Source organism: Arthrobacter sp. AG1021, from assembly GCF_003633665.1.
Classification (GTDB): Bacteria; Actinomycetota; Actinomycetes; order Actinomycetales; family Micrococcaceae; genus Glutamicibacter; species Glutamicibacter soli.
Genome location: NZ_RBLB01000013.1, coordinates 65798 through 78108, shown reverse-complemented (window position 1 = coordinate 78108; position 12311 = coordinate 65798). Strand labels below are relative to the sequence as shown.

11 protein-coding genes are annotated in these 12311 nt (G+C 67.7%); 4 read left to right on the top strand and 7 right to left on the bottom strand.

The window, feature by feature from the left end; translation table 11 throughout:
- A partial coding sequence (locus DFO58_RS17735; RefSeq protein WP_120991898.1) for a MerR family transcriptional regulator occupies positions 1-214 on the top strand: 214 nt, incomplete at its 5' end.
- A 1298-nt stretch (positions 215-1512) separates the two neighbouring features.
- Here the strand turns inward: DFO58_RS17735 and DFO58_RS17730 are convergent.
- From DFO58_RS17730 to DFO58_RS17710, 5 genes are all read right to left on the bottom strand, one after another.
- Complete coding sequence (locus DFO58_RS17730) at positions 1513-2097, bottom strand: hypothetical protein (protein WP_120991894.1); 585 nt, start codon at positions 2095-2097, stop codon at positions 1513-1515.
- Positions 2098-2187: 90 nt separating this feature from the next.
- On the bottom strand, positions 2188-3360 hold the full coding sequence (locus tag DFO58_RS17725; protein WP_120991893.1) for an ABC transporter permease: 1173 nt from the start codon (positions 3358-3360) through the stop codon (positions 2188-2190).
- The gene (locus DFO58_RS17720) at positions 3357-4238 is read right to left on the bottom strand and encodes an ATP-binding cassette domain-containing protein (RefSeq protein WP_047120895.1); all 882 of its coding nucleotides are present in this window, start codon (positions 4236-4238) and stop codon (positions 3357-3359) included. The genes DFO58_RS17725 and DFO58_RS17720 overlap by 4 nt, the downstream gene beginning before the upstream one ends.
- An 82-nt stretch (positions 4239-4320) precedes the next feature.
- Positions 4321-4977, bottom strand: coding sequence for a response regulator transcription factor (locus DFO58_RS17715; protein ID WP_120991892.1), 657 nt, complete (start codon positions 4975-4977; stop codon positions 4321-4323).
- Positions 4974-6341, bottom strand: coding sequence for a histidine kinase (locus tag DFO58_RS17710; protein WP_120991891.1), 1368 nt, complete (start codon positions 6339-6341; stop codon positions 4974-4976). The genes DFO58_RS17715 and DFO58_RS17710 overlap by 4 nt, the downstream gene beginning before the upstream one ends.
- A gap of 151 nt (positions 6342-6492) precedes the next feature.
- Here DFO58_RS17710 and DFO58_RS17705 point away from each other — a divergent pair, with 151 nt between their 5' ends.
- The gene (locus tag DFO58_RS17705; RefSeq protein WP_183043259.1) at positions 6493-7044 is read left to right on the top strand and encodes an acyl-CoA thioesterase; all 552 of its coding nucleotides are present in this window, start codon (positions 6493-6495) and stop codon (positions 7042-7044) included.
- On the opposite strand, the gene DFO58_RS17700 is transcribed toward DFO58_RS17705, so the two are convergent.
- Together DFO58_RS17700 and DFO58_RS17695 are read right to left on the bottom strand one after the other, a co-directional pair.
- A complete protein-coding gene (locus DFO58_RS17700) occupies positions 7041-7655 on the bottom strand; it encodes a phosphoribosylanthranilate isomerase (RefSeq protein WP_047120002.1) in 615 nt (204 codons plus the stop codon). The two genes, DFO58_RS17705 and DFO58_RS17700, sit on opposite strands and share 4 nt — an antisense overlap.
- Positions 7652-8665 carry an acyl-CoA thioesterase gene (locus DFO58_RS17695; RefSeq protein ID WP_237562179.1) on the bottom strand — a complete coding sequence of 338 codons (1014 nt, stop codon included), beginning with the start codon at positions 8663-8665 and terminating at the stop codon, positions 7652-7654. Before DFO58_RS17695 ends, DFO58_RS17700 begins: the two co-directional genes overlap by 4 nt.
- 85 nt (positions 8666-8750) lie before the next feature.
- Between DFO58_RS17695 and DFO58_RS17690 the strand changes: the two genes are divergently transcribed.
- A complete protein-coding gene (locus tag DFO58_RS17690; protein ID WP_183043258.1) occupies positions 8751-10484 on the top strand; it encodes an ATP-binding cassette domain-containing protein in 1734 nt (577 codons plus the stop codon).
- Positions 10485-12263 (top strand): ABC transporter ATP-binding protein, encoded by a 1779-nt coding sequence (locus DFO58_RS17685; protein WP_120991888.1) that lies wholly within the window; start codon positions 10485-10487, stop codon positions 12261-12263.
- The last annotated feature ends 48 nt before the right edge of the window (positions 12264-12311 follow it).

The following is a 12311-nucleotide window of genomic DNA, read 5'->3' as shown; positions in this document are numbered from 1 at the left end:
AGGCTTGATCACCCCGGCACGGACCAGCGGGGGCACGCGCAGGTACCACGCGGAGGATTTGGCCCGGCTGAAGCAGATATCTGACCTGATCGAGCAGGGCGTGAATCTGGCCGGCATCGGCATCATCTTGGAGCTGGAAGCTGAAAATATCGGCCTACGGGAGCAGCTTGCCGAACAGTCTGCCGAGGGGACGAATGAGCGCATCAGGGAATGAGCCTTGATCCGCCATCCGCCAAGGCCCGGAGGCCAGGGATGCGTTTCTCCTGCGTGGGAGAATGTGCAGTCGGGGGTTTGCTGCCGTGGCCGTGCATCAACGAGAGAGCCATCGCCAAGAACGCTGGGACGTCGAGCTTGAGCGGCGATCGAGATGACCGGGCCATGCGCGTCCTGTGTCCCGATGGTCTTCCGGACTCTGCGCGCAGATTCACCAGCAGCTCGAAAAAGGGCAGGGCGGACCGTTGGCCAAGATCTGCCGGTGCTGTGCTCCGCCAGGCAACGTGACTGCCATGCCTGCTTGCCGGCATTGGAGAGGAAGCAGCAGAGACAGAGCAAGCGGACGAAGCCTCTTAAAAGGAGGAACATCCCATTGGGCAATGGGATGCTTCCTCGCAAAAGTTACCGCAGCGCGGGATCCGTTGCCCACGGTACTGCCCTTCCGGATCTGCATACGCAAATGCGTGGAAAATTACTCGACGAAAGCACGCATCCGCAAAGGGCACCTCACGAGCGTTTTGACGCTATCTGGGAGTATCCACTCGAAGGACATGGGCAAGAGTTCCGCACTCTTAGTAATCTGCCGGTGGATCCGAGGCCGGGAACGATTCCTTCTCCCACTCGCGGGCCAGGGCCTCCTCTTCCTCTTTGGTCTCCTTGCTAAGTACTTCATTTTTCTTCGGGACTAGCGTCCACTCGATCTCGGTTCATCTTGTTCCCTGCCTTCTTGGGAATCCCTGAATCACCTCGTTGACGATTCGTCCGCAAATAATTGCGCGGCAGCTTCTGCGAATCGCGGGTCCGCCTGCGGCACGAGCCAGCCCTCTGGCATGCCCTGGCCTTGGCGGCTGACGGCTCTTCGACCCGTAGGCTCCGTGCAGCGCGTTCCCCTAGATCCCGGCGGCGGGATGGGGCAGCCGGTTCCACGCGCCAGCAAGCACATCTCAAGCAGACGAAGGCGGCGTGCAGGCATCAACCAGCGGGGAAGGAAGTGAAACTACAGTGCCCTCCGTCTCGCCCTAGCTTGGGAGGCAACTGCGTTCGGCTGCGAACCCCCGGCAGGTAGTTCTCGTTCCCGCATGCCAGCTGCGCAATAACGCGCCGGTCGTTGAACCCTTGAAGTCGTGGAAAAGCCCGGATTCCGGGGCCTGGCAAATGGTAGGGCGGGTAAAGATTCTCGCAGCGCTGGCGGTGCCGTCCGCAGCCTGCTTGGCCAGTTCCATAAGGGCCTGTCTTGCGCCCTCGCCGCCTGCCGGGATTCCCCGGGATCCGTTGCCAGCGATCCGGCATGTTCGGCAATCAGCGCGGGAGCACCCGCGCCGAATAGCGTGCCACAGCGAAATCGGCCAGAGCCGCCAGTGCTGCGGGCACGATGTAGCGGGCGACGGTGACCACGGCGAAGAGGGTGAAGGTTCCGTCCACGGATCGGGAGACAGCCTGCACCGCGAAGCCCATGCCCACGGTGGAAGCCAGTCCGACCAGCCAGCCAGCCAGCCGGCGCTGGCGCAGGATGAACCAACCGGTCATGCTCAGCACCGGCAGCAGCAGGCCCCAGACGGTGAAGTAGCCGGCGTACGCGCCGGTGAGGTCCAGTGCCGAGACCAGGAACCAGTCCGCGTATTGCACCGAACCTAGCACCGGAAACTTGAGCAGCACGTCGAGGACCAAAGACAGCAGCACCAGCCCGATGCCGAAGATCTTCGTGTCCCGCGGCAGCGGCAGCAGCCAGAAGCTTGCGAGCACGAGAACCCGGAGGGCCCACAGGGCGATGACCGACAGCACGCCGGTATCGAAGACGTAGTGCGCGGTGGCCAGGATGGTTGAGCCGATGATTCCGCTCAGGGCCACCAGCCAAACGACGATCAGCCGGGCGGACAAATTCACAAGGGGTTTCTCTTCTCGCACCCGAATGATTTTAGCGACCCCGCCTGTGCACCAGCTGATCCGCGACGTGCGGTTTTCCGGCAGCTGGCGCTAGAGTTCGAGCTTCATGGCCCTGCGAAGGGTCAGTGCCCCGCCGGTGTGCATGACCGCGCGGCGGTAGATGCGTTCGGAGAAGAGCAGCACGGCCCAGCACGCGGCCAGCAGCACGGCCAGCGACAGCAGCGGTTCCCACAGGGCCACGTCCCCGGACAGCATGCGGATGGGCATCGCCACCGAAGAGGCGATCGGGATATACGAGGCGAGGACCAGGAAGCCGCCCTTGGCGTAGATGCCAATGAACATCACCGCCACCAGCGCGCCGATGATCGGGCCGCTGGACTGCTGCAGGTCCTCGGTGCGGGTGGCCAGTGCGCCCAGCGCTGCCCAGATGCCCGCGAGCAGCATGAACCCGCCGAGGAAGAAGATAACGAACCATCCGGCCACGGTGGAGACCACGCCGAGGAACGGGATCTCGCCGGGCGCCAGGTAGGCCGCCAGCAGGCCGACACCGAGGAACAGGAGCAGCTGGACCATGGCCAGGATGACGTTGCCGATGATCTTGCCGGCCAGCAGCTGGCGCAGCCTGACGGTGCTGGCAAGGATCTCGACCACGCGGTTCTGCTTCTCCTCGATCACCGAGTTGGCGATCGGCATGCCGAAGATCAGCGCCGCCATGTAGAAGAGGAAGGAGAAGATGAAGGCCATCGCGCGGATCATCGAGCTGCGTTCGGAATCTCCCTGCAACTGCTCGGTTTCCAGGTCATCCGCCGTCGGCAGCGCGGAGGCGTCCAGCCCTTGGGCGGACAATAGCTGGTCGGTGAGCACCGTGCGCATCGCGGTGGAGACCAGCTGTTCCAGATCGGCGTCGAGCTCGTCGAAGCCGGTGAGCGTCATGCTGCGCTGGTCGGCGGAGGAGGCCAGCATCGCGTCGATGTCCTGCGACTGAACCTGGTCACGGGCCTGTCCGGGGTCGAGCTGGGAGATGGCAAGGCTCATGTTCTCCGGGCGCTGGTCCTGGGCCTCGGTGAGCACCTGGTAGCTGAGCGGGTCGGTGGCGGCCACGGAGTAGTCCGCGGACTTGCTGCCCAGGAATCCGGTGAGCGCGACGGCGCCGATGATCAGCGCCAGGGTGCCGAGGGTGGAGATGACGAAGGCCTTGTCCTTGAGCTTCGTCTCGACTTCGCGCAGGGCCACGATCAGCCAGGTGGCGGAGGTGCTGTTCATTTGATGATCTCCCGGTAGATGTCGGCCAGGGCAGGGCGGTGGATCGCGAACTCGGTGACGGTGCCCAGCGACAGGGCCTCGCGCAGCACGCGCTGGGAGTCGGTCTCGGTCTGGAAGTTCACCAGTGCCCGGGAGCCGGAGATGTCGATCACCTCGACCCCTGGCTCGTCGCGCAGCCATCCGGCGTCCGCGCCGAGCGAGAGCTTGTGGCGGGTGGCCTGCGATGCTCGCAGGTCCTCGGCGGAGGCGTTGGCCAGGATGCGGCCGTCCTGGATGATGACCAGGTGGTCGACCAGCACGTCGAGCAGGTCCAGCTGGTGGGAGGAGAACAGCACCGGGACGCCGCGGGAAGCGTAGTCGCGCAGGATGGAGCTCATGGAGTCCACCGCAATGGGGTCCAAGCCGCTGAAGGGTTCGTCGAGGATCAGCACCTCCGGCTCATGCAGCAGCGCCGCGGCGACCTGGACGCGCTGCTGGTTGCCCAGCGAGAGGGATTCGAGCTTGGACTTGGCGCGGTCGTCCAGGCCGAAGCGGGCCAGCAGCTCCATGGCGCGGCGGCGGGCCTCGGACCGGGAGAGCGAATGCAGCTGGCCGAGGTACACCAGCTGGTCGATGATCGGCTGCTTGGGATACAGTCCGCGCTCCTCGGGCATGTAGCCGAAGTGGGGGCGGGTATCGCCCTCCAGCGGCTTCCCGTCCAGGCTCACGGTGCCCGAACTGGCCTTCAGCAGCCCCATGATGATGCGCATCGTGGTGGTCTTGCCGGCCCCGTTGGCGCCGACGAAGCCGGTCAGCGCGCCGCGCGGCACGGTGAAATTGACGTCGTCCAACACAAGCCGCTCCGCGAAGGAACGCGACACGTTGTGTACCTCTAGCATGGTCATCCTTTAGCTGCTGTGCCTTGTCTACCTCCTAGCCTAGGAATCCAGGCGGCGGCGGGGCTCACTCTGCAGGCTGAAACTATTGGATGAGTCCGACGCGGTGGGCGAAGAGCACACCCTGGACCCGGTCCCTCAGATGCAGTTTCGCCAGCAGGTTCGACAGGTGGGTCTTCACCGTCGCCTCCGACAGGGAGAGCACCGCGGCGATCTCCTGGTTGTTCTTGCCCTTGGCCAGCTCGGTGAGCACCTGCAGCTCGCGTTCGGTCAGGGCGGAGAGCAGGTCCTGCCCGTCCGCGTCCGGCGCCGCCTCGGCCGGGGCGGAGCGGCGGCGGATGAGCTTGAGGGTGACCTCGGGGGAGAGCAGGCCGTGGCCCGCGGCGACCTGGTGCACCGCGGTGATCAGCGTTTCCGGGTCGGTGTTCTTCAGCAGGAAGCCGCTGGCCCCGGCGTCCAGGGCGTCGAAGAGGTAGTCGTCGCGGTTGAACGTGGTCAGCACCACGACCTTGGTGTCGGTGTCCCGGCTGATCCGGGAGGTGGCGGCGATGCCGTCCAGCTGCGGCATCTGGATGTCCATCAGGACCACGCCGGGGTTCAGCTCGGTGACCAGCGCCACCCCCTGCTCGCCGTTCTCAGCGGTGCCCACCACGTTGATCTGCGGGTCGGTTTCCAAGATCAGCTTCAGCGAGGAGACGATCAGAGGCTGGTCATCGCAGATCACGACGGATATCTTGCTCATGGCACCAGTGTAGTTTCCGCGCCGGCCACCACCCGCAGCCGCGCCCGGGTGCGCCAGCCGTGCGGGACGCGCGGGCCGATCTCCACCAGCCCGTGGTGCAGATTGGCCCGCTCGCGGATGCCGCGTAAGCCGAAGCCGCTGCCGGAGCTGTCAGGGAGCGTAGTTCCCTCGTCGGTGATCTCTGCCTCGACCCACGGGCCCTGCTCGTCGACGCCCGAGCGCAGGCTCAGGGTGGCGCGGCGGGCGGTGGAGTGTCGGCGGACATTGGCCAGGGCCTCGCCGCAGATCCGGTAGAGGGCCAGGGACACGCCGGCGGGCAGCGAGTCCAGGTAGCCGGGGGTGTGCTCGGCGCGGGAGAGCTCGACGGCCAGGCCTTGCGCGCGGTTCTCCGCCAGCAGCGTCGGCAGCTGCTTCATCGACGGTTCAGGCCGGCGCGCGTCGCCGCCGGAGTCAGGCAGCATGTCGCCCCCGCTTTCGCGCAGCACGCCGAGCAGCGCGCGGGTCTCGCCCACGGCGCTGCGCGCCGAGTCCTCGATGCCCTTCATGAGCTCGGCGGCTTTTTCCGGGTCGCGCCGCTGGACCATGCGCGCGGCGCCGGCCTGGACCCCGACCGAGGCGATGTGGTGGGCGATCACGTCGTGCAGCTCGCGGGCGATGCGCAGGCGCTCCTCGTTCACCGCGCGGTCCGCCAGTTGCTGGGACTGGTCGGCGATGCGCTGCGCTTGGGTCTTGACCAGTTCGTTGGCGTAGGCATTGGACCAGCTGACCAGCCCGAGGAAGATGGAGCCGCCGAAGAACAGCAGGTTGATCAGGAAGGTGTACAGCGGGAAGGCGATATCCGCCGGGATGTCGCCGGCGGGGTTGTCCACCATGCTGACGTCCATGGATTTCATCAGGTCCGAGGTGAACAGGTCGATGATGATCCAAACGGCCATGGCCAGCAGCACGATGCTCAGGATGCTCCACAGCGCGCGGCGGTTCCGCGACCAGGTGACGGCAGTGTACAGGCCCAGGAAGTAGGCAAGCTGCGCGCAGATCTGCATGGTGACCATGTAGGCCTCCGAGGTGCCGCTGACCATGAAGGCGGCGGAGCCCAGAAGCATCATGGAAATCGGCCAGCGCCTGCGGAACATCAACGGCAGGATCATCGCCGACAGCACTGCCAGCGACGCCCACTGAGATGGGGCGTGCTCGACCTCGGTCAGCGAGAGGCTCAGCTGCTGCATCACGATGGCGAAGGCCAGCAGCCCCAGCGCGGCGAACATGTCGCGGCGCAGGCCGGCCTTGTCGGGAGCCGGGCGTTCCCAGTCGGCGGGCGGGAGGGAAGGAAGCCGCCGGTGGACGTAGTCGGTCAGTCGGCGCATGGCGGCTCCTTGGACAAGTGCGTCGTTCAAAAGTCGCTTTCGACTTTAGCGGGCGGCGAGCGGAAAACGCGTGATCCGGCAGGATTAGGCCAAAGGGTGAGAGCGGAAGAAACAACTGGGAAAACAAGTTACCGAACGGTAATGTGATGGTATGCACATGATTTTTCGAATCCTGATGGTGTTCTTCAAAAGCAAGACGGCACCGAAGCTGTCGATGTTCGACACCGGCTCGGTGAGCATGCGGGCCACGCTGACCGACATCGACTTCGCAGGCCACATCAACAACGGCATGTACTTCTCGATCTTCGACCTGGGCCGCTTCGACCTGATGTTCCGCTCGGGCGTCTGGGACATCCTGCGCAAGAAGAAGTGGACCCCGGTGGTGCAGTGCGAAACCATCACCTTCCGCAAATCCGTCGAGCTGGGCAAGAAGTTCTCCCAGGAAACCCGCTTGCTGGGGCTGGACGAGAAATGCATCTACTTCGAGCAGCGCATCGTGGTCGACGGGGAGATCTACGCCCGCGCCTACATCGCGACCCGCATGACCTCGAAGAAGGGCGCGGTGTCCAACCAGGAGATCATGCAGGCGGTGGGGCTGGAGGTTCCCGCGGACCGCGTGGTCCCGCAGTGGCTGCACGACTGGCGCGAAAACGGCGCGCTGCCAGGCTCCCGCAAGCCCGCGCCGCACAACTGGCTGGGCTAGCCGGCTCTGGTCTTCGCGGCGTCGAGAAACGCGGCGATCAGCTGCGGGTCCTTGACCCCGCGCGAGGATTCCACCCCGGAGGAGACATCCGCGCCGGAGGCCTGCGATTGCTCCAGCGCGCCGGCCACGTTGCCGGAATGCAGCCCCCCGGCCACCAGCCAGCGGCGCCCCGCCGCCAGCTCGCGCACCGCGGCGTAGTCCCAGCTTTCGCCGCTGCCGGGAACGGCCGCGTCGATCAGCAGGAAGTCCTCGCCCCAGTCCTCGAACTCGCTTGCTCCGGCATCCATGCGCACGGCGCGGATCGCATGGAATCCAGCAGCCTTGACCGCGGCGATGTCCTCAGGGGTGCGCCGTCCGTGCAGCTGGATCCAGCCGACGCCGGCCTGCCGGGAGAGCCGGATCGCGGTGTCCGCGTCCTCGGAGCGGAATACCGCCACCGTGGCCACCGCGGCGGGAACAGCGGAGAGCAGTTCGGCGGCCAGGGCGGGGGAGACCTCGCGCGGGCTGGGGGTCAGCACGAAGCCCAGGGCGTCGGCGCCGTGGGCCACGGCGGCCGCGACGTCCTGTGCGGTGGACAGCCCGCAGACCTTCACGAAGGGCGAAGCGCTCACTTGGACTGCTCCTGGGCTGCGCCGGCCTGCCCCGGATCGTGCGCCAGGTGGGTCGGGGTGTAGCCGCCGGGGGCGTTGGCGCGGATGGTCAGCAGCTCCAGCGCGTGGTCGTGCAGGCGGTGGTCCTCCTCGGTGACCGGGATCCATGGCTTGACCGGCACCGCGGTGCCGGTCTCGTCGCGGGTGACCATGATGGTCAGGCAGTAGGTGGTCAGGTTCATTTCGCGGGTCTTCGGGTTGCCCGAGCGCACGTGCACCGCGATGTGCATGCCCTTGGTGCCGGTGTAGACCAGGCGGGCCTCGACCTCCACCAGGTCCCCGATGAACAACGGGCGGTAGAAGCGGATGCCGCCGGAGAACACCGCGACGGTGTCCAGCCCGCAGTAGCGCGAGGCGCACAGTGCCGCGGCCTCGTCGATCCACTTCATCACGATGCCGCCGTGCACCTTGCCACCCCAGTTCACGTCGGTGGGCGAGGCCATGAAGCGCAGGACCACGCGCTCGGCGGTGCCGGCGTTCGAGTAGACCTGGTCCTTCATCGAGGCGACGATCTGGTTGCGGACCTCGATGCGGGCCAGCGCGTTGTTGCGCAGCTCGATCTCCCGCAGGGATTCGGGAACGTAGTTCGGCACCGCGGTGGGCTTGCCGTTGCCGTCCACCGCCACGAAGATCACCAGGCAGGTGGTGGACATGGTGGGGCGCAGCTCGCGCGGATCCGAGAAGGAGACCTCGGTGCGGATGTGCATGGAGGTGCTGCCGGTGTAGACCACCGAAGCGGTGACCTCCACCAGGTCGCCGGAGCTGATGGGATCCTCGAAGCGGATGTTCCCCACGTAGGCGGTGACGCAGTAGCTGGAGGACCAGCCCACGGCCGCGGCGTAGGCGGCCTTGTCGACCCATTCCAGCACGGTGCCGGCGGAGACCGTGCCGGCCACCCCGACATCCATCGGGGCCGCCAGGAAGCGAAGGGTCACCGAATTCGGTCGGGTGGCAGGTGCAGGACTCATCATGCGTTCAAGTCTGACTGATGCGAAACCCTGCGGGCAATCTGTGACATCCCGGCCCCGCCGCGGGCGCTGGCCTAGGATTGAAGCTGTGCATAGGGTCTTTGGTCTTTTCTCGGCGTCCACGGCACTGGTGGTCGCGCTCAGCCTGCTCGGAGCGGCCGGCACCGCGGGGCTGGCGGTCCTCATCGGCCGCGCCATCGACGTCGTCGCCGCCGGCGGCATGCCGGATGCCGGCTGGTACCTCGGCGCCGTCGGCGAACTGCTCACCGTCGCGGTGTGCGCCTGGCTGGTTCCGGTGCTCGCCGCGCAGGCGGGCCGTCAGCTGACCGAGCACCACCGCACCCGGCTGCTGCAGCACTACCTGGCCATCGGCCCGCTGGCCGTGCGGCGCGCCGGGGAAGGCGAGCTGGTGCAGGCGGCCATGGACTCGGTGGACCGCTCGGTCAAGTACCGCACCGCCTTCATGGGCCCGGCGATCGCCGCGGTGTCCACCCCGGTGCTGGTGCTGGTGTTCATCGCGCTGTTCATCGACCCGCTCTCCGCGGGGCTGATGCTGCTGCCCACCGCCCTGGTCCCGCTGATCGTGCTCGGATTCCAGAAGCTGTTCAGCGCCTCCTCCGGCGAATACCGCCGGGCGCAGGGCATCCTGACGGCGACCTTCCTCGACGCGCTGCGCTCGCTGGGCATGCTCAAGCTCAACGGCGCCGGAGGCTGGATGGGGCGCCGGGTGGCCAGGGCCTCCGAGCGGGTGCGCCGGCAGGTCATGAAGCTGCTGGCCCGCAACCAGATCGTGCTGCTGGTCATCGACGCCAGCTTCGCCATCCTGCTGCTGTCCACCGCCTCGATCCTGGCCTGGTGGCGTTTGGGCAGCGGGGCCTTCACCACCGGCGAAGCGGCCGCGCTGGTCATCCTCAGCTTCCTGATGCTCGCCCCGGTGAACTACGTGGGCAGCTTCTTCTACATCGGCCTGACCGGGCGCAGCGCGGAGAAGAAGATCGCCGAGATCGAAGAGATCCCGGTGCACCAGTCAGTCGCCCGGCCGCTGGATATCGACCTGCACACCGGGGATCTGGTGCTGGAGAACGTCGGCGCGAGCTACGACGGCGAGCACCGCACGCTGCGTGGCGTCAACGCGGTGTTCCCGGCCGGCTCGCGCACCGCGGTGATCGGCCCTTCGGGCAGCGGCAAGACCACGCTGCTGCGAGTGCTGCAGGGGCAGCTGGAACCGGACGAGGGCATCATCCACGACGGCCGCCACGGCATGGGGCCCGCCACGCTGAAGCACAACGCGGCGGTGGTGGAGCAGCACGCGACGCTCTTCGCCCTGACGCTGCGCGAGAACCTGCAGCTGGCCGCCCCGCTGGCCACCAATGCCCAGATGATCCACGCGCTGGAGCAGGCAGGGCTCGGCGGCTGGCTGGGCGATCAGGCGACCAGGAGGCTCGACGAGCCGCTGGGCGAATCCGGGGCGCGGCTGTCCGGCGGCCAGGCCCAGCGCCTGGCGCTGGCCCGGGCGCTGCTGGCCGGCCGCCCGCTGCTGCTGCTCGACGAGCCCACCAGCTCGCTGGACGTGCAGACCGAGGCCGAGGTGCTGGCGACCCTGCGCAGCCTGGATCGCTCCATCACCACCGTCACCGTCACCCACCGGCTGGGCCTGCTGGCCGACTGCGACCGGGTCATCGTGATGGACGGCGGGCGGATCATCCAATCCGGGGACCGGCAGGCCCTGCTGGCCCAAGACGGCTACCTGAAACGCGCCATGGAACATTTCACGCAGCGCGCCCGCGGGCTGCGCACCGCCCACAGCGGAAGGGACAAGTAGATGAGGCCCCAGCCAACCGCCCCCGCCGCGCCGAAGCCCGGGACCGCCGCCACGCTGCGCTGGCTTGTCGGGGCCACCTCCGACCTGCTGCCGCCGCTGGCCCTGGCCTGCCTGCTTTCCTGCCTGACCCGCTTCGCCTCGCTGGGCATCTACCTGGTCGCCGCGCTGGGCGTGGCCAAGGCCGCCGGGATCCAGGTGCTCGGCATCTCCGCGTCCTGGACCGCACTGGCGCTGGGCATCCTCGCGCTCGGCCTGGCCAAGGGGGCGCTGCGCTACGGCGAGCAGTACGTCGGGCACAAGGTGGCGTTCCTGTCGCTGTCGCGGCTGCGCAACACGCTGTATGCGGCCGCCGAGCACCAGGCGCCCTTCGCCGCGCGGAGCCGGAATTCCGGCGGCCTGCTGGCCGTCGCCACCCGCGATGTGGACCGGGTCGAGGTGTTCTTCGCCCACACCCTGCCGCCGGCGGTCTCAGCCGTGGTGGTCAGCGGCGCCGTTACCTGGTGGACTTGGTCGTCCTTCGGCAGCGCTGCTGCGCTGGTCCTGCTGGCAAGCTACGTGCTGCTAGGCCTGGTGATCCCGGCGCTGGGCATCCCGACGCTGCGCAGGACCGCCGCTGGGCAGGCGCGTGTGCGCGGCCTCCAGAACCAGCAGCTGGCCGAGCTGCTCAACGGCATCGACGTGGTCCACGGCTACGAGGCGGGGCCGCGGATGCTCGCCCGCTTCAACGGAACGGCCAAGCCCTCCACGGCGGACACCCTGCGCGCCGGACGCATCACCGGCCTGCGCGCCGCGCTGTCCCAGGCGGTCATCTGGGGCAGCCTGCTCGCGCTGCTGGTGGTCGCGGCCCGGGACCACGAACTGGGGGCGCTGCTGGTGCTCACGGTGATCGCGGTGCCTTCCTATGAGGCGGTGCGCGCGGTGGACGGCTTCGTACTGGGGCTGCAGGACTCGCTGGCCAGCGCCAAGCGGCTGCATGCCATGGCGCTGGGAGAGCCGCAGGTGGCCGAACCTGATATGCCGCGGCTGCTGCCTGAATCAGGCACGCTGTCGGTCAGGGGCCTTTCCGTGGCCTACGGGAAGGACACCGTGCTTTCCGGCCTGGACCTTCAGCTGGCTCCCGGGCAGCTGGTGGCGCTGGTGGGAGACAGCGGATCGGGCAAGTCCACCGCGGCTTCCGCGCTGGTCCGCGCGGTGCCCAGCACCGGTGAATGCTCCTATGGCGGAATCCCGCTGGAGAGCGCGCCGCTGCGCGAGGTGCGCTCTCACCTGCTGCTGGTGTCCCAGGAGGCGGTCATGGTGCGCGGCACGCTGCGCGAGAACCTGCTGCTGGGCCTGGAGCACATCGAGGACGCCGAGCTGGTCGCCGTGCTCGAAGAGCTGGGCCTGGGAACCTGGCTGGCAAGCCAGAAGCAGGGCCTGGACACCAGGCTGGGGGACCGTGCCACCCGGCTCTCCGGCGGGCAGCGCCAGCGTCTGGCTCTGGCCCGCGCGCTGATCCGCCACCCGAAGGTGCTGATCCTCGACGAGTCGACCAGCGCGCTGGACGCCGCCAGCGAGCAGCTGGTGCTCGCGGCGGTCGAAGCCCGGCGCACCGCGGGAATGGCGGTGCTGATGATCAGCCACCGGATCTCCATCCTGCACGGGGCCGACCGGATCGTGGTGCTGCGCGAGGGGCAGGTTGCCGAATCCGGCACCCCTGAGCAGCTGCTGGCCCAGCCGGATTCGCTGTTCAGCCGCATGGCAGTGCGCGAAGCCGACCGGATCGAACCTGCGAACTAGCTTGGCGCAAGGCGACTATTTCCCCGGCGCACCTGACAGGGAACCCCG